At 65.3% G+C, this 19,056-nt stretch carries 25 protein-coding genes; 10 read left to right on the top strand and 15 right to left on the bottom strand.

The genetic code is table 11. The features are described from left to right. Positions 1-173: 173 nt before the first annotated feature. Complete coding sequence (locus MKK53_RS09210) at positions 174-473, bottom strand: hypothetical protein (RefSeq protein ID WP_243928397.1); 300 nt, start codon at positions 471-473, stop codon at positions 174-176. Between the two features lie 99 nt (positions 474-572). Between MKK53_RS09210 and MKK53_RS09205 the strand changes: the two genes are divergently transcribed. The 3 genes from MKK53_RS09205 (at position 573) to MKK53_RS09195 (ending at position 2,008) form a co-directional block, all read left to right on the top strand. Beyond that, a complete protein-coding gene (locus MKK53_RS09205; RefSeq protein WP_243928396.1) occupies positions 573-809 on the top strand; it encodes a helix-turn-helix domain-containing protein in 237 nt (78 codons plus the stop codon). Then, complete coding sequence (locus MKK53_RS09200; RefSeq protein ID WP_243928395.1) at positions 806-1,063, top strand: hypothetical protein; 258 nt, start codon at positions 806-808, stop codon at positions 1,061-1,063. Before MKK53_RS09205 ends, MKK53_RS09200 begins: the two co-directional genes overlap by 4 nt. A gap of 552 nt (positions 1,064-1,615) precedes the next feature. Further along, on the top strand, positions 1,616-2,008 hold the full coding sequence (locus MKK53_RS09195; RefSeq protein ID WP_243928394.1) for a hypothetical protein: 393 nt from the start codon (positions 1,616-1,618) through the stop codon (positions 2,006-2,008). 210 nt (positions 2,009-2,218) lie between these two features. Here the strand turns inward: MKK53_RS09195 and MKK53_RS09190 are convergent, their stop codons facing one another. Together MKK53_RS09190 and MKK53_RS09185 are read right to left on the bottom strand one after the other, a co-directional pair. After that, entirely contained in the window at positions 2,219-2,992 is a 774-nt protein-coding gene (locus tag MKK53_RS09190; RefSeq protein WP_243928393.1) for an SDR family NAD(P)-dependent oxidoreductase, read from the bottom strand. A gap of 159 nt (positions 2,993-3,151) precedes the next feature. After that, entirely contained in the window at positions 3,152-4,015 is an 864-nt protein-coding gene (locus MKK53_RS09185; protein WP_243928392.1) for an NmrA family NAD(P)-binding protein, read from the bottom strand. A 121-nt stretch (positions 4,016-4,136) separates the two neighbouring features. On the opposite strand from MKK53_RS09185, the gene MKK53_RS09180 reads away from it, so the two are divergent. Then, the gene (locus MKK53_RS09180; protein WP_243928391.1) at positions 4,137-5,048 is read left to right on the top strand and encodes a LysR family transcriptional regulator; all 912 of its coding nucleotides are present in this window, start codon (positions 4,137-4,139) and stop codon (positions 5,046-5,048) included. 259 nt (positions 5,049-5,307) lie between these two features. Here MKK53_RS09180 and MKK53_RS09175 read toward each other — a convergent pair whose 3' ends face one another. Next, positions 5,308-5,781 carry a VOC family protein gene (locus MKK53_RS09175; protein ID WP_243928390.1) on the bottom strand — a complete coding sequence of 158 codons (474 nt, stop codon included), beginning with the start codon at positions 5,779-5,781 and terminating at the stop codon, positions 5,308-5,310. Positions 5,782-6,104: 323 nt separating this feature from the next. Here MKK53_RS09175 and MKK53_RS09170 point away from each other — a divergent pair, with 323 nt between their 5' ends. Next, positions 6,105-6,350, top strand: coding sequence for a helix-turn-helix domain-containing protein (locus MKK53_RS09170; protein ID WP_279598918.1), 246 nt, complete (start codon positions 6,105-6,107; stop codon positions 6,348-6,350). A gap of 190 nt (positions 6,351-6,540) precedes the next feature. On the opposite strand, the gene MKK53_RS09165 is transcribed toward MKK53_RS09170, so the two are convergent. Both MKK53_RS09165 and MKK53_RS09160 read right to left on the bottom strand, forming a co-directional pair. Continuing rightward, entirely contained in the window at positions 6,541-6,702 is a 162-nt protein-coding gene (locus MKK53_RS09165) for a hypothetical protein (RefSeq protein WP_243928388.1), read from the bottom strand. Positions 6,703-6,857: 155 nt separating this feature from the next. Then, positions 6,858-7,502 (bottom strand): AAA family ATPase, encoded by a 645-nt coding sequence (locus tag MKK53_RS09160; RefSeq protein WP_243928387.1) that lies wholly within the window; start codon positions 7,500-7,502, stop codon positions 6,858-6,860. Between the two features lie 562 nt (positions 7,503-8,064). Between MKK53_RS09160 and MKK53_RS25560 the strand changes: the two genes are divergently transcribed. Both MKK53_RS25560 and MKK53_RS09150 read left to right on the top strand, forming a co-directional pair. After that, positions 8,065-9,093, top strand: a complete 1,029-nt coding sequence (locus tag MKK53_RS25560; protein WP_243928386.1) for a site-specific integrase — start codon at positions 8,065-8,067, stop codon at positions 9,091-9,093. A 738-nt stretch (positions 9,094-9,831) separates the two neighbouring features. Next, positions 9,832-10,947 carry a helix-turn-helix transcriptional regulator gene (locus MKK53_RS09150; RefSeq protein ID WP_243928385.1) on the top strand — a complete coding sequence of 372 codons (1,116 nt, stop codon included), beginning with the start codon at positions 9,832-9,834 and terminating at the stop codon, positions 10,945-10,947. A 401-nt stretch (positions 10,948-11,348) separates the two neighbouring features. On the opposite strand, the gene MKK53_RS09145 is transcribed toward MKK53_RS09150, so the two are convergent. The 5 genes from MKK53_RS09145 to MKK53_RS09125 form a co-directional block, all read right to left on the bottom strand. After that, complete coding sequence (locus MKK53_RS09145; protein WP_243928384.1) at positions 11,349-11,711, bottom strand: hypothetical protein; 363 nt, start codon at positions 11,709-11,711, stop codon at positions 11,349-11,351. 221 nt (positions 11,712-11,932) lie between these two features. Continuing rightward, the gene (locus MKK53_RS09140; protein WP_243928383.1) at positions 11,933-12,274 is read right to left on the bottom strand and encodes a hypothetical protein; all 342 of its coding nucleotides are present in this window, start codon (positions 12,272-12,274) and stop codon (positions 11,933-11,935) included. After that, on the bottom strand, positions 12,271-12,759 hold the full coding sequence (locus tag MKK53_RS09135; protein ID WP_313901538.1) for a DUF5681 domain-containing protein: 489 nt from the start codon (positions 12,757-12,759) through the stop codon (positions 12,271-12,273). Before MKK53_RS09135 ends, MKK53_RS09140 begins: the two co-directional genes overlap by 4 nt. Continuing rightward, positions 12,716-13,009 (bottom strand): hypothetical protein, encoded by a 294-nt coding sequence (locus MKK53_RS09130; RefSeq protein WP_243928382.1) that lies wholly within the window; start codon positions 13,007-13,009, stop codon positions 12,716-12,718. The genes MKK53_RS09135 and MKK53_RS09130 overlap by 44 nt, the downstream gene beginning before the upstream one ends. A gap of 67 nt (positions 13,010-13,076) precedes the next feature. Next, positions 13,077-13,292: a hypothetical protein gene (locus tag MKK53_RS09125; RefSeq protein ID WP_243928381.1), complete on the bottom strand. Its 216-nt coding sequence runs from the start codon at positions 13,290-13,292 to the stop codon at positions 13,077-13,079. Between the two features lie 105 nt (positions 13,293-13,397). Between MKK53_RS09125 and MKK53_RS09120 the strand changes: the two genes are divergently transcribed. Both MKK53_RS09120 and MKK53_RS09115 read left to right on the top strand, forming a co-directional pair. Beyond that, positions 13,398-13,745, top strand: coding sequence for a hypothetical protein (locus MKK53_RS09120; RefSeq protein ID WP_243928380.1), 348 nt, complete (start codon positions 13,398-13,400; stop codon positions 13,743-13,745). Between the two features lie 71 nt (positions 13,746-13,816). Then, positions 13,817-14,257 (top strand): SRPBCC domain-containing protein, encoded by a 441-nt coding sequence (locus MKK53_RS09115; RefSeq protein WP_243928379.1) that lies wholly within the window; start codon positions 13,817-13,819, stop codon positions 14,255-14,257. Positions 14,258-14,342: 85 nt separating this feature from the next. On the opposite strand, the gene MKK53_RS09110 is transcribed toward MKK53_RS09115, so the two are convergent. From MKK53_RS09110 to MKK53_RS09095, 4 genes are all read right to left on the bottom strand, one after another. After that, positions 14,343-14,543, bottom strand: a complete 201-nt coding sequence (locus tag MKK53_RS09110) for a hypothetical protein (protein ID WP_243928378.1) — start codon at positions 14,541-14,543, stop codon at positions 14,343-14,345. A gap of 557 nt (positions 14,544-15,100) precedes the next feature. Beyond that, positions 15,101-16,525, bottom strand: a complete 1,425-nt coding sequence (locus MKK53_RS09105; RefSeq protein ID WP_279598921.1) for a YfjI family protein — start codon at positions 16,523-16,525, stop codon at positions 15,101-15,103. Positions 16,526-16,701: 176 nt separating this feature from the next. Next, positions 16,702-17,628, bottom strand: a complete 927-nt coding sequence (locus MKK53_RS09100) for a toprim domain-containing protein (RefSeq protein ID WP_243928377.1) — start codon at positions 17,626-17,628, stop codon at positions 16,702-16,704. After that, complete coding sequence (locus tag MKK53_RS09095) at positions 17,625-17,891, bottom strand: hypothetical protein (RefSeq protein WP_243928376.1); 267 nt, start codon at positions 17,889-17,891, stop codon at positions 17,625-17,627. Before MKK53_RS09095 ends, MKK53_RS09100 begins: the two co-directional genes overlap by 4 nt. 606 nt (positions 17,892-18,497) lie before the next feature. On the opposite strand from MKK53_RS09095, the gene MKK53_RS09090 reads away from it, so the two are divergent. Beyond that, positions 18,498-19,043, top strand: coding sequence for a hypothetical protein (locus MKK53_RS09090; protein ID WP_243928375.1), 546 nt, complete (start codon positions 18,498-18,500; stop codon positions 19,041-19,043). Positions 19,044-19,056: the final 13 nt, after the last annotated feature.

Here is a 19,056-nt window from a genome sequence, read left to right as displayed (position 1 = left end):
GCCTGCGGGCCTGACCGAGCGCCCAATCGTGCCGCTCGCGCATCGCGCGCTCCCCGCAGGACAGGCGGCGGCGATACCAAGCCGCCAGCCGGAGGCAGCGGGCGTGATCCTGCCGGGCATCGTGGAGGCGCTGGGCGGGGGTGCGGATGGCGGGGTTCTGCACGGTCGCCCCCTCAGTGCGCGCCGGCGGTGCGGGCGATCTTGGCGGCCTGCCACGCGGCCTTGAGGCACACGGACATGGCTGCGGCCCAGGTGCCGCCGTAGCGGCCCTGATGGTCGCGGGCGGCGTCGGCAGCGAGCGCCATGATGGCGGAGCGATTGAACTGGCCGGCGACCAAGAGTGGGGTCTTGCGGAAGCCGGCGAAGGCCGAGACGCGGTTGCGGGCAGTGACGAGGCCGGGGATGACGGCGAGGCGGTCGCCGTTCAGGTCGCGGAGGGCGGCGTTCCAGTTGAGGGGGCGGCGGTTGGACATCGGAGTTGCCTTCGGCATCGCTTGTGATACCATTAGGATCATACGTGATGCGAATGGCCTGTCAATGCCATTAGCATCGAAAATGATCCAGAAAGCATTATGGACCGATCTCAGCTCCGTGCGGCGCGTGCCCTTCTCGGTTGGTCGCAGGAGCGATTGGCAGAGGCGTCTGGCGTCTCCATACCCACAATCAAGCGCCTTGAGCCTGGCGAGGGGTTGGTTCAAACGCGTGTTGATACGCTCGATAAGCTGCGACGCTCATTGGAGGCGGCCGGCGTCGAGTTCACCAATGGCGGGGAGCCGGGGGTGAAGCTGCGGCGGAAGTCCGAAGGGTGAGTGACGCCGACGACACGGCTCGCAGGCTCGTCACGAATGAGCGGACGAAGCTCACGGCAACCTATCTGAACACGGCGGCTGGCGGGCTTTTCACGGCGGGCGTCGTCGCCCCTCTCGTCGCGGCCGTGTTTGGCCTCGGCACGGGTTCGCACTTGTCGGCGTTGACTCTCGTGCTGGGCATCGCGATCTTTCTAGCGGCGAGCGGTTCCCTGCATCTCGCGGCCCGCACAGTCCTGAAGGGGCTCAAGCCATGACGGACGTTCAGATTGTCGCTTTCATCGTCGCCCCTGTGATGGCGGTTGCCTTCGGCTGGGGCGTCGCATTTTGGGCGCGCCGGGCGGCATAGCGCCATGACGACGGAACAGCTTGCGCTGCTCCTCGCGGTCCCGTTCGGCGGTGGCGCGCTGGCGTTGTGGCTCAACCGGCGCGAGAGTGGCACCCGGCCGTGACGAACTGCGGGACGGGCATAGGGCTTTTCACGGCCCTTCTCCTCGGGCCCGGGTCGTTCGTCGCAGCCAGCGCCTTGGTCTACTGGATCACGGCTTGGCAGGATCGGCGCAACGCCGCGAGCCGAGGGCAGTAACCCCTACCCTTCATCAATCCGCCGGGGCTGTCATCAACGGATCGTTAACCCGGTCGGCCCCTATTCCGCCTAGCGACCGGGACCCCCGCCCCGAGCGCCGTCAGAGCAGCGCAGGACAACCGCGCGGCCTCGTCGGTGCAGTCGCTTTCAATTCGAGGAGACACGCGGCAATCCCGCGTTCAGCCGCATGGCGGGCTCGGGCGATCTGCCGTAGCTCGGCCGAATGTCATCCGGTCTCACCCCCACCATGCTCCCCGATGCCGCCGCGATCTGGCGCGGCGCCTTGGAGAACCTGTCGCCCCACGCTTCGCCCTGCCGCTACCTCGTCCCGGCGAAATGGGCCGCGATCCGCGAGGCCGGAATTGAGTTCTGCGACCGGCTCGGCGCCGAGGCGCACCGGCTAGGATGGACGGCCCCGCAACTGTTCGCGGTCCACCCTGAGCATGGGACGCTGCGCGTGGATTACTGCGGCGCGCTGCTTATCAGCGGGAACAAGCCCGTGGCGGTCGAAGCCAGTCGGGTCGTGTTCGAGAGCGGGTCCGCCTACCGGAACAAGCCCGGCCAGATTTGGGGGCTGCCGGTCTGGGATTTCGCGAAAGGCGGCAAGGGGAGGTAGCGGGTCGCTCAAGCCGAACTTCCGATTGCGACCCAACCCAGACGCCTGGGCCGCCGTCATCCCTTCTCCGAAGCGGACGTTCGTCAGCCGTCCGGCAACTTCAGCTCGGGGTGGTGAACAGACGTTACCTTGACGCCCGAGACCCGACCTTCAGCTCTCCGCGTTACGAGCCTCGGAGCCGAGACCAGGTCGGCCGGTACACGTCTCCACTCACGCCGGCAGGGTGACGCCTGAGAGCGCCTCGCAGGCGGCAAGCAACGCACCCTGCACACCCTCGTCGCGCGAGGCCGGGTTCGGCTCGCGCTGGCGAAGGTGGTGGAAGTAGCCGCCGGTGACCCGCGCCGCCGCGTCGTCGCTCGCCGCAAGCCACGCTTGCGTGCGGTGGGCTTGGTCCATGTCGTCGGGCGCGCCGGGACCGCCCATGCGCGTCGGCACCCAGCCCGGTTCAACCGCGTTCGACAGTATGCCCGGCCAGCGCCGCGCGACCGCGAAGGCGAGCACCGTGTCGTAGAGCTTGCTCTCGGCGTAGGCCTGCGCGCCAGCCCAGGGCCTTTTGATCCAGGTCAGGTCGTCCAGAGCCGGGCGCACGCCGTGGTGCATGCCTGAGGAGAGATAGACGAGCCGCCGCGGCCGCTCGATCAGCGCGGTGAGCACGTAGGACGCCATCACGTTGATCGCGAAGACGTGCGGAAGACCGTCCGCCGTCTCGATGCGCCGCGGCTCGCGATAGCCGATCCCGACGTTGTGGATGACGGCGTCCAAGCGGCCGAGCCGGTTGGCCCCGTCCGCGACCGCGCGCATCCCGGCCAGCGTCGCGACGTCGCCCTCGATGACCGCTTTCGCCTCGGGCAACGCGCGGCGCGCATCCTCCGCGCGCGTCGCGTTGCGGGCGTGGAGCACGACCTCGTGCCCCTGTTCGGCGAGGAGCCGGCCGGCCATGAGCCCGAGCCCCTCGGACGAGCCGGTGATGAGGATGCGCGACATCGGTGTTCTCCGGATGGCATCGGGCCGTCCCGTCGGCCCTGGTAAGAACGGGTCGGTAGCCGCCGTCGCGGACAGGGCCGTCGCGGCGGCGCCCGACATGATCAGCGCGCGCCGCGTCGGGAAGGTCGTTCTCGAAGCCATGGCATCGGACCGAAAGGTTCAACCGTCTTCGACGATGTGGCGCAGCACCGTCTCAAAGGCGACGGTGCCGGTGCGATGCTCGGCGCTTTCACGCGCGAAGTCGATCCAGCCCTCGTTGAAGCCGTCGAGCATGGCGATGCGCGCCTCCGGATGCCGCATGCCCTCGGCGCGGAAGCGTGCCTCCCAGGTCTCGCGCGGGACCGCGACCGCCTCGACGGGCCGTCCGAGCGCGGCGGACAAGCCCGCCGCCTCGTCGCTCGGGCTGTACTTGCGAGGCCCAGCCAGTTCGATGATGCGCGGCCCGGCCCAGTCCTCGCGCAGGAGATCGGCAGCCGTCCGTCCGACGTCGTGCGTGCTCACCATCTCGATGGCGCGGTCGACGGGCTGGAGATAGCTCGCGATGTGGCCCTCGCGCGCCGCGGGAAGGTCCCAGGCGGCATTCTCCATGAACCAGGCCGCACGCAACAGCGCGATGGGGAGGCCTGTTCCGGCGAGCGCCGTCTCGAAGAAGCCCGCCCAGTTCAGCAGGTTGAACGCGGTGGCTTGAGCGCCGACCGTCGAGAGCAGCACGACCCGTCCCGGCAAGGCTTCGCCGACCGCCCACGCGGTCGCCGCAGCGGCGCGGCGGCTCTCTGGGAAGTCGGGCGCGGGGTCGTAGTTCGGCGGGTTCATCAGGAAGACGCCCGCCGCGCCCGCGAAGGCGGCCGCGAGCGCCTCGGCGTCCGCAGCGTCGGGCACGACGGCGACCGCGCATCCACGCGCCTTCCAGGCCGCGCCTTTGTCCACGTCGCGAACTACCACGCGCACCGGCAACCCGGCTTCCAACAGCGTTCTGGCGACGACCCCGCCGACCTGACCCGTGCTTCCCGTGACGACGAACATGCTTCACCTCATCCATTGGGCGACCGGTGCTCGACCGCCGCGGTGAAGGTGGCCCGAAGCCCATCCGTGCGTTAGTGGCATGAGGCGCACTTCATTTGTGCCGAAGATCACGGAATAGATCATGGCCTTCGACGGGCGGCTCCTCGGCGGCATGAGCGTGCTGGCCGCCGTGGTCGAGGGCGGCAGCTTCACCCGTGCCGCGGAGATGCTCGGCCTCTCGGCATCCGGCGTCAGCCGCGCCGTCGCGCGGCTGGAGCAACGGATCGGAGTGCGGTTGCTCGACCGCACGACGCGCTCGCTGAGCCTTACGAGCGAGGGCACGCGGCTCTACGAACTCGCCGCCCCGCACCTGGCGGGGATCGAGGCCGCGGCGAACCTTGCATCGGGAACGGCCGGTAGCGTCCGCGGCGCGCTACGGGCGAGCGTCAATCCGATCTTCTCGCGCCATGTGCTGGCACCGCGGCTGCCCGAGTTCGTCGCGCGCTTCCCCGACCTGAAGACCACAATCGTCCAGCAGCCCGATGCGGGCGACCTCGTCGCCGAGGGTATCGACGTGGCGATCCGCTTCGGCCCGCAACCGCCCTCCAGCCTGTCCTCACGGCTGCTCCTGCGCACGCGCGTTCTCACCGTGGCGGCGCCGGCCTACCTCGAACGGTGCGGGCGGCCCTCGACCCCGGTCGCGCTCGCCGGACACAACTGCATCCAGTTCCTCGACCCCCAGCGGCGACGCCCGTTCGCCTGGGATTTCCTGCGCGACGGGGAGACGCTGCCCATCGCGACCCAGGGCTCGCTGACCTTCGCCGACGTCGATACGATGGTCGCCGCCTGCGTGGCGGGCGCGGGGATCGCGCAGGTTCTCGCGCTCGGGATCGAAGGCCTGGTCACGAGTGGCGCATTGGTCGAGCTGTTTCCCGACTGGCCGGGCGAGACCTTCCCGCTCCACGCGGTGCGGCCGTCGCGGCGCCTGTCGCCAGCGAAGGTTGAAGCCTTCCTCGACTTCTGCGAGGCGATCGCGCGACCCTATGGGTGCTGAAGCGAGCAGGTGCGCCGCGTATCCTGGAAGCGGACCTTATGAGGGTCCGAGAAGGGTCGTGAGCTGTCCCCGCTACTATTTCCGCTTCGTTGCATCCGCTATCCGGAAGCGGACCGGCAGAAATCCACCCAGAGCAGCCATCCTGCTTCCGACCCAACCCGGTCGCCTGCATCGCCATGGAGGCTTCCCATAAGCAGCCACTCGACGGTCATCCGGCGACTTGGGCTCCTTGTAGCAAGCGGTCCGCGGCCTAGCGGGATCAGTGATCTTGGGCCGTAGCTGGCGGCTGCATAAACTCGATCGTCGCGCCGTCAGGACCAACGGCGTAGATCACCCGCGTTCCAGCCCGCGCGCCGCTCGCGATCGGTTGCGGAATGCCTTGCGTCTTCCAGCCGTAGGCGGCGATCCGCACCAGGAGCGCGTCGATATCATCGACAACAAGGGCCAGATGCGCGAACCCAGGGTCGAACGGCTTGGCCGGCGCGCTTGGTCGGTCCGGCCCCTGATACTCCAGGAGTTCGATCGTCTGGTCCGCCAGCGAAACGATTGCCATGCGCACCTTCGCCCCATGCGCTCCGGTCACTTGACCAAGGAACTCTCCCCCCATCTCGCCCGTCCGCACAAGTCGCGCGCCGAGCCCATCGACCCAGAACCCAAGCGCCTCGTCGAGGGACGCGACCGCGAAGCCGACATGATCGGCGCGCCGTACGTGGATACCTGTGTGTTCTGTCATGAGGGATGATCTAGCGGCAACCGGCCCATTCGTCCGCAACGGATCGTGGCCGGTCCTTCGGCTATGTCCGCTTCGATGCTGGCGCTGCTCGAAAGCGGATTGACGGAGATCCACCCAACCCAGACATCAGCACCACCGCCGGGCGGCCTCAACATCGAGGCTCGTCCGTCTCAGCGGGGCATCTGATCCGCGGTCCACTCGCCGACGAGCGATAGCGCCACCCGAACCTCAGGCTACCGAAACATGATCGGGCAGGTGTGGGTCGTGCCGGTCTGGAAGTTCGCGGAGGGCGGCAAGGGGCGGTAGCGGGTCGAGGCGAGGCTATGGATCGGGTGCGGACGACGGAGCCACTGACCCCTTTGGCCTACAGGCCGAAGGATGCCGCCACGATGCTCGGCCTCAGTCGCTCCACGATCTACCAACTCATAGCTGACGGGCATCTCCCGGCCCGTAAGGTTGGGGCCACGACGGTCATCCGCCACTCCGACCTAGAAGCCCTCCTCGACGCTGCGCCGTTTTCAGTCGCGACGGAAGCGGCTCGGCAAGCAGGGGGTGGGGGAGCGAAGTAGGGCGGCGGCTGCCGGGCGGCCCCATCATTGAAGCTCGCCCGGCTCTGCGCATTCCGACCGTGCCACGGCGGATGCCTCTCTTAGTGCTGTAGCGCGACGACATCAAAGCATCACAGCGCCATAGCATTTTAGCGCTGTAGTGCTACAGCATCACCGCATGACAGCGCGACGATGCTGCGCCGCTACGGCGCTACGCCTCGCCTTTGAGCTTCCCGGCCGGCGGGTGCCCGTGCTTCTGCAAGGCCGCGTCGATGCCTTCCATGATGACATCGTGGACCTTCACGTCGCGGGTGAACGCGATCTCGCGCAACCGGCGGTGAACCTCGCGCGGCAGGTACACGGAGGTATGCACGACATCGGGGCGCGGGCGCCGGCCGGGGGCAGGTTTAGGTGGGGCGGGGCGATCCGGCGCGGGCGCCTGAGCCTCGGCGGCTGGCTCCTGTGCGACGGGCGCTGGCTCGTCCGAGGTCGGCAGGGTTAGGCCCCCGATGAGGGACGGTCGCTTGCTCACGCCTTGTTCGCCTTCATCTTGCGATCTGCCCAAGCCCATAGCTGGCGGATCTCGTCGGCCGCTTTCCCATCGGGCGCATATTCCGTCACGCCCTTGTGCGAGGCGAGCGCGTCTTGATGGTCGGCGCGCAGGGTCAACGCGGGCTCGGCCAGGACGCCGAACATGCCGAGCCCGCTGGCGGCTTCCGTCGTGCGAGCCGAGCGGCCGGCGGCGCACTGGTTCAGGACGAAGGCGAAGCGGTCCCGCATCCCGAAGCGCATAAGGGTCTCGATGGTTGGCATGGTCGCCTGTAGGTCGAGGCGGGACGGCCGGGCAGGGATCAGAGCGAGGTCGGCGGCCTGCATGGCAAGGTTGCCGCTGGTCGAGGCCATGCCGGTTGTATCCAGAACGGCGAGCGTGAACCCCTGCCCCGCGAGGGCTTGAAGGATCGCGGGCAGGTTGGGAAGCTGCTCCGGCTTCACGCGGTCCACGGCGGGAAAATCGGCAGTGCGCCCGTCGCCCCAGGCGGCAAGCGAGCCCTGCGGGTCGAGGTCGAGCGCGGCGACCTTCTCACCGGCCTCCGACGCGGCAACGGACAGGCTGGCGGAAATCGAGGTTTTTCCGGCGCCGCCCTTTTGGGTGACGAGGGCAATCGTTCGCATGGGGGTCTCGGGTTGCCGTCATGCTGTAGCAGCGCAGTGCCACAGTGCGACAGTGCTGCCGCGCCACAGCGCCGTGACGGGATGATGCGATGGCGCCGTCCCGCTACCGTGCTGCGGTGCTGTTGCGCTGTAGCATTACAGCATTAAAGCATTGCATCCACTCCGTTCCTCGTGTAACTTTCGATAATCGTTCTTCTCGAAAGTTTTGCGCAGGCAGGATCGCAAGCGCGGTGAGGAAGTGAAGCCGGAGCTATATCCATGGGCGCGGCCATTCCGCTGATAGACGGCACGGCCGGCGCTCGCCTCCCAGTGAAGCCGGCGACGGGCTCGCCCTGCAATGGGTGCGGGTGGTGCTGCGCGGAGGAACCGTGCGGCGTGGCTCGGAAGTACATCCCCGATCATCCGGCCGAGGGGCCGTGCCTCGCCCTGGAATGGACCGAGGGTCGGTTCGCGTGCGGCATGATCCGCAGGCCGAGCCATTACATGCGCCTCCCGAACGATTGGGCGGATGGCGTGCTAGGCGACATGATCGCGGGCGCGCTCGGCGCGGGCAGAGGATGCTGTGCCGAAGATCCCTGAAATCCTCCCGGCCGAGGGTGTGCATAATGCGCACGCCCTTGCCGTCCAAAGTCTTCCGTCTGGGGAGACTTTACCGGCCGAAGCTGCCGCCATCGTCCGCGCCTATCAGCGGGCCAGCAAGGCGGATGCGACGGTGCGGGCCTACACAGCCGACGCGAAAGCGTTCGAGGCATGGTGCCTTTGGTCCGGTTTCAGACCATTGCCGGCGAGCGCGGAAGCCGTCGCGGGTTTTCTTGTCCACGAGGCCGAGGCGGGGCGTTCGGCGTCCACCATCGGCCGGCGGCTGGCTGCGATCCGGTACGCGCACAAGCTGGCGGGGGCGGCGGACCCTACGGATGATGAGAGCGTGCGCGCCACCATGAAGGGCATCCGCCGCCGGGTGGGCGTGGCGCCGACACAGAAGGCCGCTGCAACGGCGGACATTCTGGCAGCGCTCTTGATGCGGACGCCCGACACGCTGACCGGCAAGCGAGATCGGGCGTTGCTCGCGCTGGGCTTCGCAGGTGCTTTCCGCCGCTCCGAGCTTGTCGCTCTCGATGTGGAAGATCTCCGCGAGGATCCCGAGGGCCTGCGGGTGATGGTCCGGCGGTCGAAGGTGGATCAGGAGGGCAGGGGGTTCGAGAAGGCGATCCCACATGGCCGCTTCATCCGGCCGGTCGCCTTGGTGCGCGAATGGCTCGACGCGGCGGGCATTAAGGAGGGCCCGGTGTTCCGGCCGATCTCGCGCTCAGGAAGGGTACGGGTTTATTCGGTGATTTCCGAAAAACCTCCCCGCCTCACCACCCAAGCCGTCGCGGACATCATCAAGCGATACTGCACCGCTGCCGGGCTCGATGCCTCGACGTTCGGGGCTCACTCCCTGCGGGCCGGCTACATCACTACCGCAGCCGAGCGGGGCGCGGATCTCGCCCGGATCATGGATCAGTCAGGCCACCGGGATCCGCGAACCGTCGTCGGATACATCCGGCGGGCGAACGCCTTTAAGGGGCATTCGGGGAGTGGGTTTCTATAATAAAAGATTTAGCAGCATGTCGATCAAATCATTTTTCTGCAGCGTTTTGTCGGTAATGAATAAAACATCCTGCCATGCTAATTATTAGATTTATATTTTATTTGGATTACTAAAATCTTGATCGACTTGTTTTATTATAGTAATTTAATCGACACGACTTATTTATAGACGCCAGTCAACCCCTTGTCATCTATTAGATCCTAGGCATCAGTTTCAATATTTCTGCGGTGAAATTAGAATTATCGTTCGTATTGATCCTTGTGGCCTTTCCTAAAGTATCATTCCAGCTGAGGTACTCGACAGACGCCATCGGTACTTGCACTGCGCATTTGTTCTTGGCACTGACAGGTTTATGCCTGCTTGCGCCGATCCAACGCACAATCCATTGTCGATGGCTGCGTTGGCGTGACGAAGGACGCTTAGCCCTCGTCCCATTGCTCAGCACCCGGATTTTTTCGCGTCTCTCACTCGCCATACAGCGAAGCCTCCCGTTTCATAACCTATCGGTACTTTGGCGGGGGGAGGCCTCGCATCCTCAAATTGGGGGATATCAGGATCCTGATAGGAGATGATTGATTTCTGCGGCAGCCACGAGGGCAGCGTGGCGCTACGGATACGTCGAACTCGTGCGAGGCATGTGCGGATTATGCACTGCGCAGATTGCTTGGCATTCTATCGGCACGTGATTTTTTAAGTTTAGGAACGAGCGGTCCAAGCTCGCCAGGTTACATTGCTATAATGCGCCCGATAGATGAGTCGCTCATTGATGCCATCTACGAGGTGGCACACATACCTGAACTATGGCCGACCCTTCTGAATCGCCTCTCCGGGATGACGGATGCATGGGGCGGGATGCTATTCACTGTGACTTCTGAGGCTACACGATGGATCGCATCCCCCCAGACAACTGAATTCTTCGATCAGTTCCTCGCAGCGGGCTGGATGGCGAAGAACCCGCTTGTTGAACGAGGCGTCAGGCGCGATCACGCCGGCTTTCTTACAGATCTAGATCTGTTCACGCATGAAGAACTCGATGCGGAACCGATGTACGGCTATATGCGGCAAATAGGAGGCGGGTGGCATCTTGGCACCGCCATCGCGGTTCCGAATGGCGATACCCTCGTCGTCAATATTGAGCGGCGTTATGAGCAAGGTAGTTTCCTGAGAGACCAGGCAGAACATCTCGATGTCTATCGGCCCCATCTCGCTCGCGCAGCACTACTCGCGGCACGGTATGCCCAGAGCCGCTATGAGGCGACGGTCAATGATTTAGCCGCCCTCGGCCTCGCCGCGGCAGCGGTTTCGAGCCGAGGTAGCCTGCTTGCGTGCAACGACCGGTTCGAGGCGCTGATGCCAGCAGTGGTTCAGGATGGTCCTCGCGGGCTTATCGTCACCTACCAAGCTGCGCATGCCCAGGTACAGACTTACCTGCACCGCGCCCGGTCGACGCCCGGCTCAGCAATCGGAGCGTCCATTCCGATACCAGCCAACGCCCAGCATGGTCCGACCATTCTGCACGTCGTCCCAGTAAGAGGTGTTGCGCGCGACGTCTTCGCCCGCACTGCTTGTCTGATCGTCGCAACGACGACCGAGGCGCAGCATCTGCTGAGCGCCAGCCTTGTTCAAGGTTTGTTCGACCTTACGCCCGCCGAGGCTCGCGTAGCTCGCGACATAGCCCGTGGGCTTAGTGTACCCGCAACGGCCGTACAGGGGGGCGTCGCCGAGAGCACCATTCGCGCGCAACTCAGCGCTGTGTACGCCAAAACCGGCACCTCAAGGCAGGCGGAACTCGCTGCGCTCCTTAACGGAATGACGGCGCTTCACATCGCATCAGACGACTCCGGCAACAATTAGTGGCTGATGCGCTCTGACGAAGCAGCGCACTTAGGGCCAGTCGCTCTGCAAGTACCATTATAGGCTCACCCACTCTGCCGCCGTGTCGAAGTCGGGGCCGGCGGCGAAAGAATGGGTGCGAGCCCAAGCAGGCAACTCATCGAAAAGGCGAAGGAGCGTCGCGCGAGCCTGCAGGATGCCTTCAGTCCTCACCAGCATCCGCTTCACTGCATCGTTGTGGCGGTTGCTCCAATCCAGGGTGCTCTCCCCCTTCTCCATTAGGGCCGACCGCATCTCCAAAGCGCTTCCGTAGCCAAGAGCCTTAGCGATACCTGCCGCTACGGGCTCGTGCGGTTGTAGGTCGCCCAGGTGTACGGCTATCAGCAGCCGCAACAGTCGCAGGGCAGGGGAGAACGAGGTCTTTAGCAGCCGCTTTGGGGTCTGTTCGGCCTCCAGGCGAGCGAGGCGTCCCTCTGGGCTGGGCGACATTCGCAGGCCTCCTCAACGTGCTCTGGCGTCGTCGCCCCGAACCTCGCGAGGGCCGCCCTCACCCCAAGCGCCCTGGGGTCAAGCTGGGGCTCCTCAGACGGCCAGTGATGCGGGGTGCCTGGCAGTTTCGCCGCCTTGGCCTTACGCCACTCGTCCAAAACGCCCTTCATCATCCCCATAATGCCGCCGAGGTCGTCGACGGTCTCCTGATGGAGATATCGCTTTGCCAAGGCCGCTTCAGTCGCCTTCATGCGATCCTGCCATTGGCTCGGATCTACGCTCAGCTCGGCGGCCATATCGCTCTCGTCCGCGAAGCCGAGGGCACGTGCGAACCCATCGTTCAGCGAGTCCGCCCGGTACTGCGATGTCACCTGCGGGGCGCGGGGAAAGCCACCAAGCCCAATCGCAATGGCCTTGAGATGAGCGCCGGCCAGCCATGGCGGCATAGGCTCTACAATCGCATTAGCGGCCCGCTGAGCGCCTTCGAGGCGAGAAAGCCTGTCCACTAGCTTCGGAGTCACTGCGAGCCCCTGGGGCTGTCCAAAACGAACGTGAAGTGAACAAGCCTCTCCGGCCATACCCCACCTGCCGGCGCGGCGGCTCGGTCTGCCTCAGACAGGATGGCGGGAGCTAGGTCACGAGGTGGCTGGCCTTTGGGGATGCTGTAGGAGTCGAGGTTCATCACGAACACGTCGTCCTCGTCGTGGATGGCGTGCCCGCGAGCCCGCAGGAAGGCGACGATCTCAGCGAGCGGCATCCCGTGCGGGGCCTCGACCTTGAACACAAGGTGCTTGCCGGGGGAAGGCGGTGCGGCCTTCGCCTCTAGGCGAGCGATCCGGTCCATCGTGCGGGGCGTCATCGCCGTCCTCCCTTATCGCCTGCGGTCTGTTCGAGGGCTGCGAGGCGGGTAGCGAAATCCACGGCCTCAATGGCCTTCACATGAGCGTCGACCAGCTTGCTCAACTCGGCCGCCTCGCTGGGGGTGATCTCCCCGTCCGCTACCCCCTGCATCAGCGCACGGGTCGCTTTCGTCAGGTCAGCAGCGGTCTCGATCTCCGGCAGGGTGAAGGTGATCGGCCTGTCTTTCCGCACCGGCATCAGACGGTCGAGGCACATCCGCATGGCGACCGTATCGCCATCCAGAGCCATTTTGACGGCCCGGCGGGTCAGGGCCTCGCTCTCACCATCGAGGATGGCTTCCAGGGCCATAGTGGTTCGATTGCGGGTGCCCTTGGCCTTGCCCGCAGGGTTGCCGCTCTGTCCGGCTTGGAATGGTTTGCCCGGCATATCTAAGCCGCCCTCAGAGACCGCTCGTGCGCTGCAAATGCAGAGCGGATGCAGCATCGTGGGTCTGAGGCGTCAGATCCTTGAGGGGCAGGTCAACAGGATGCCCGTCCTCAGCACCGATGACGACGCGGACGATGTTGAGATCGGTGTCTCGGATGTCATGGCCCTGCTCGCGCAGGAATGCGAAGGCATCCGCCTCCGGCAACGCCGCTGGCCCCTGCACGATGAAGCGGCGCACGGCGAGCGCCGGGCCGACTTTGAAGGCGGCTGCCTCCAGCTTCCGAATGCGTGCCCCTAAGTCCTTCATCACAAATGCCTCTCACTCGTCCGTATAACATGAAACCGGCAAACCTGCGTTTCAGGTTTTACGGCTTTCAGGAATGCGTGGTTTCAGATGGAGTTGCCGTGGAGCTGCTGGTGAGGAATGCATCCTTCAGCCCCGAGGCCAGCCCCTGAAGGGCGGCGACAGCGGCGCGCTGGCGAACCTCGCCCGCGTCATCGCGGTTTTCTAAGGTGACGGCGGCAACCATCGCCATCTGCCGGGCGGCCTCAACCCCGGCGGCGAAGGCGGCTTGCTCGCGGGCGGTCATGCCTTCGATCCTTGCATTGTGATCGAAACGTCACCTGCATCAATGCCGTACATCGCAGCCTGTGTGTTTAGGGAGGCCGTAGTCTGAGAAGTTCGCCTGAGATCGATGCCACGCGCTCTGGACACGTCGAGCCTTCCCAAAGTTCTGGCTACCGCCCTGTGGCCGTGGATCGACATCGTAGAGGCGGCCAAGGCCGGAATGGGTGATCGAGTCAGAATGACCGCCGAGAACACTGTTGTGTTGCTGCGGCGGGAGATCGAGGCGTCCTCTCCGCTCGAAACGGCGATGGAGGATGCCCTTCTAGCGTCTGATACGCTGGCGCAGGATCTTGATCGGGTGACCTTCTTCCAGACTGATGCTCGGACGGAAGCTCTGCTGGCGCTCAACGGGCTGATCGCATGGCTACAGACTGCGCGTTTGAAGATGGACAGCAGGGGGGTGCGGCCGAGTTGAAACGAGCGGTCGAGTTCGGGCTTGTGGGGCAGGGTCAGACCTCTCGCGGAGAGGATCGGTTAGAAGCCGCCATGCAGATCACCACCGAACTTTCGATCCCGGGGCGTGCGGATGAGGTATGGCGGGTCCTGGTCGATTTGCCGTCGTACCCGCAATGGAACCCCTTCATCCGCAGGGTCGACGGCGAGCTGGCCGAAGGTGCTGATTGGAATGCCGAGCTGACGGTAGACGGCCGGGTCTTCTTCAGCGTCCCGACGATCATCACGGAACTGGAGCATGGCACGCGGCTGACATGGCGCGGCGGCCTACCGAGGCTGATGACCGGCACGCACAGCTTCGGCGTAACAGAGGCGTCGGGCGTGGTGACGCTGGAACAGGTCGAGACGTTCGCCGGCGCGCTTGTGCCGGTGATCTTCCCTTTGCTGAAACCGCTGCTGACCCGGCGCTTCGTCGCGATGAATGAGGCGCTGATGTCGGAGGTCGTGAGGCGCAGGGCTTCGACGCAGCTGTGACCGCCAAGGCTGCGTCGGCTCCGGGCGCGGCGCTCGGCCGGATCGATGTCAGGGCCGAACGGTCCCCAGCGATCAATGAGGGGGATCATCGGCCGAACTCCCACCACGGCACGCCCTGCGGCTGGCTGAGCTTCTCGCGGTGGGTGAGGTGGCCGAAGCTCACCTCCGTCGCGGTGATGGCGCGAACGGGACCGGCAACCGGCAGGACGAGGGCCCCGCAGTGATCGACGCGAACGATGCCAGCGGTGGGGTGGACTCCGAACAGGCGCGAGGCCGTCCAACCCAACGCCTCGGCCTGCGCGCCGAAGGTGTCGAGGAAGGCAAGGGCGCGAGCCAGGGTGCGGGCCCACTCCTCAGACCGATAGCCGGGGCATGGGGGCCGATCCGGAGACAGTCCCGTGAGGGCTGAACGCCACTTCCGCAGCCCGTCCTCAAAAACTTCCGCAGCCCCTGCTCCGGCGGTTATGATTTGATTACAACGACTTAGAGAAACTTCCGCAGCTTCCGCAACTTCCGCAGGCTCTGTGGCCGCGTGCTCAACCGTGAGGGCCCGAGCGCGTGGCCTCCTCGCGTAAGTGTATGAAATAATTAAATTATTTTTTCTTTCTTCTTCTCTCGCGGGCGGGTGCGCGAGTGAGTGCGCAAGCGGACCCCCTGCGGAAGTTGCGGAAGCTGCGGAAGTAGCACCAAGTTCTTGTGATTGCTCAAGAACTGCTTCCGCAGCCGGTTGCGGAAGTTTCTGCGGAAGTTCTTGCGGGAGTCTGGCCCCTGCTCCTTTGCTCCCCTCGCGGCGGATCTGCGCTAGGGCCGCGAACGGGTCGAACAGGGGAAGATCGCCGGCCATCACGCCGCCTCCCCCAGCACCCGGAAGGTCTCGCGGTACGCCTTGCCGCCGATCTCCTGGCGGCCAGCAGGTTCGAGACGTCCAAACCCGACAAGGGCCTCGACGCGGCGCCGGAGAGTTGCGGCATCGGTGCGGAGATGGCTGGGCGCCATCTTCTGCAAGATGCTCGGGGCGGTAAGGTCACCGGGGCTATGCTTCTCGGCCACCCACTCGGCCAACTCGTTCTGGGCGCGGGTTTCAGGGTCGAGGATCGCGTGGCCGGTCAGGCGCAGAGCCTCTTGCAGGTAGAAGGTCCCCACCGCGATGGCGGCGGCCATTGTCTCGGCCGGCACAGTCGCCTCAAGGACGCGATCCGCCCTGGCGATCCGGCTCGGCCATGTGATCGAGGGGGCCTGGAACACGGTCGAGACTGCCGCGATGCGCGCCACGTTCTCCGCCATCTTGAGCGCCGCCGACCGTACCGGCACCCACGGGCCGCCCGGCGCACACCCGTCCTCAACGGACTGCGCGAACTGCCTCCATAGGATCGCGGCGTCAGGGTCGAGGTCGAGAACCGGGGGCTCAAGTTGATTGCGGCTCCCCTCGCGCAGGGGCAGGCCCGCATTCAGGCATTGGCGGCAGAGGTCGTGGAAGTCGGTCAGCCGCATATCGGTGAGCGGGTTCGTCCCCCGGATCTGGCGTAAGCCGATCCGGCTGTCCGGCATGGTGATGAGGAAGCGGCCGACAAAGCCCTGATCCTTCGCCAGTTCGTCCCCGAGGAGGGCTGATGCCACGCGCGGCTGTGCGGCGAGGCTGATGCCGACACGGCATCCGTTGAGGAACAGGGTCTCCCGCGCCCGTACCCGCTGCGCCGATCCGCTGTCCCATAGCTCCGACAGGCCCGTGACGGTCCTCGTCTTCGCCTCCTGCGTCATGCCGTGGCCGCCGAGGAACTGGCCGCCCTCGGACGTGAAGATCCCGACCGAGCCGCGCCCGATCTGAAGGAGGTTCAACAGACCCTCCAAGTTCGGCTCCTTCGCGCGGATCACCGGGGCGAGCGGCACGTCGGGCTCGCGGAGCGCCCGCAGGCGCTGCCGACGCTCCTCGTGACTGAGCTTGTTGTCCCGCTCGATCTTTTTCTTCTCGGCCTCGAAGGCGGCGTGAGTGGCCTTGTACTCGCGCAACTCCTCGACGTGCTCGGCGCGGAGCTGCGCCTCGGCCCGCGCGACCGACATCAGGGCGAGGTCATCGCAGGCAGATTTCCGCTCGCCGGAGACGGCGACGGCCAGCATGAAGAGCGATAGAGGCCGCGGCGCCGGAAGTCCCTCGATCCGAACGTCTGCCAGCCCTTGGCAGCACAACATCGCTGCCGACAGGATGGAGTGTGCGCAGAGCGAGCGGGGCGCCTGGACGTGATGTTCTAGGGCCTCGACAGCATCCCGCATTACCGGCGGCAGATGCTCGACGGGGAAGGACGGAGCCGCGCTCATGGCGGGCGCGATCTCCAACCGGTCCCGCTCAAGGGGGACGACTGTCGAGCGCTGGCCGTTGTCTTGCCGGGACGGCCGGTAGGTCTCGCGGTGGACGCGGACGAAGGGTTCAGCAGGTCGGGCAGCTACCATCAGGCGCGGTCCCTTCGGATGCTATCGTTGAGGTCGCCGCAGCCCTCCGGCGGCCATATCCGCTCGACGGTGCGGCCGGCGGCGTGCCAGCGACGGGCGACGGCCTCAAAGGCGGTCGCGCTCGGCTGCGAGGGGGCGGTATCCCGCTCGGCTAGGGCGGTGAGGTGCGAGACGTTGGGGAGGGGCGGCAGCGCCGCGATGTTCGAGGTCGAGATCAGCGACCACACCGGACCCAACCCGATCTGCCGGGCGGTCATGCAGGTCTCAATGCCCTCGCCGACCGTTACGGCGCCTTGCACGGACTCGTAGGGGTCGAGCATGACGGCGCCGCGCGAGGCGGTGCCGTAGACCATCCGGCCGACCTTGCTCCCGTCCTCGGCTAAGGCCGTGCGGTGGATACCAACGATGTTGCCAGTCTCGACGCAGCGGATCGCGGCGACCATCGCCGGCATCGTGCCGCGCTCCCACGGGCAGCGGGGGTGAAAGCGCAGGACCGCCCCGGCGATGTCGTCTGGCAGTTCGAGGCCCCGGCGGTTCAGGTACGCCTCAACGACGGTCTCTCGCGGGTCGCCGGCCTCCTCCCACATCTTACGGGCACGGGCTTGCCGGCGAGCGATCTCGGCGCGCTCTAACTCCTCGACCTTCCGCTGCTGCTCCCTGCGCTGCATCGCTTCGATGGGGTCGAGCGGCGTCGGGGTCCTCCAGCGGTCCGCTGGCAGGCCGAGCGCTTCCGCGACGTAATCCCGGCAGTCGCGCCAGTCATCGCCTGCATGAGAGTGGACCACGAACCCGTCCGGCGACCTGTCGGACAGGCGGATCGAGAGCGAGCGATCCTTGTGCGAGTGGCCGGGGCCGGGTGCGAGAACCCGTTGCCCCTGAACCTTACCCCGTAGGGCTGATGCGATCTCAGAGAGGGTCGGCGTCATGCGTGCCGCGTCTCCCGTCCAATCCGATCTACGATGGCGGCGAGCCGGTCCCCCTGCCGGATCGACAGGTTGCCATGGAGTCGAGCGACGTTGCCGATGAACCCCCGTTCCCATTCCGTGAGGCGGTGGGCGCGGTTCTGGCAGAACCGGACGTGGGCCCGGTGCTCCTGCTCCTGTCGAGGCGTGTAGGCCCGCCGCCAAGCGTAGGTGTCGAACGGCGGAACAGGGCCGGGCGGCCGCTCCATACCGTGTACATTGTCCACGGTATCTTCAGCCGAGATTGAAGCGGCAAGATCGGTGAACCCGAGTCCCGCCCCATCAAGAACACGACCGATAGCGCGGGCGGCAGCCAGCGCTTCGTGGTCGGCAGGAGAGCCGAGCATAGGGACTAGGCGGATAGCCTTCGAGGGGATGGAGCGAGGCATTACCGAGCCCCCCTCCACGTCTCAGGGATTGACCCGTAGGCCATCCCCGCAACGACCTCAGCTAATTCGCGGCCGCATCCGAATTGTCGTGCAATCTTAGCAGCTTGAAGCGTGTGGGGCTGTGCGGTATACTCGGAACCGTCGCCGACCAAAGTGACAATTCCGAACCCCGCCTGGGCCCCGCGCTCACGGCGGGGTTTTGCTTGCATGGGGTCCATGTCCGGCTGTCTCAGCCGCCTTCTAGTAGCTCACCTCCTGGATTCTAGGAGGTTTTCTATTAGGAAACTTGCACAACTCCTCGCGGTGTGCAATAGGGAGATCGCACGGACCGTCGTGACAGGTGCCTTGCCTCACCAGGGAGACAGGTGAATGCCAGACAATGATCCGGCCGCTCATGGAACTGGCCGTTCTCGTACAGAGCGGCCTAAGTCTCCGAAGCGAAACGTGACGGTTCCGCTTGATGAAGCCGTATACGAATTAATGCGTCGTCACGCTGAAGTCGCAGGCTTGTCCATCAGCCGCTTCGGTGAACAGGCGATCAAGGATAGCGTGTACGTCTCAGCGCAAGAAGAAGCCGTGCGTGAGGCAGTTGCCAAGTACGATGGAGAGACCGTTGAGCACTTCAACGGGAAGATTGGCTTCTGCTTTGCGAAGTTTGCGAGCGATGCCTTCATCCAAAGCATCGCCGCAGTTGCGCAGGCTCGAAATTTAGAAAGCAATATATCTGAAGAGCACGCTCTTGCTGCCTTAGCAGATCCATCTTTCAGACGGGCCGTCGAGGACGACTACCTTTCACGTCGCGAGGATCTCTTTGCGGAGACCTGGCAGTTCATCGACGGGATGGCAGTCATGTGGAAATTGGCCAGCATCGTTCAGAGCATGAAACCGGTTGATCGTGACTCATTCCTCAGCGGTGTTGCGCAAGCATTTGCTGGACGCATTGATCAGAAGCATACGGCGGATGTGACCACCGCGCGAAAAAAAGAGTAGATAACATCAGAGA

Origin of the sequence: Methylobacterium sp. J-076 (genome assembly GCF_022829405.1) — a bacterium.
Taxonomy (GTDB): domain Bacteria; phylum Pseudomonadota; class Alphaproteobacteria; order Rhizobiales; family Beijerinckiaceae; genus Methylobacterium.
This window is presented reverse-complemented; position numbering and strand designations above follow the sequence as displayed.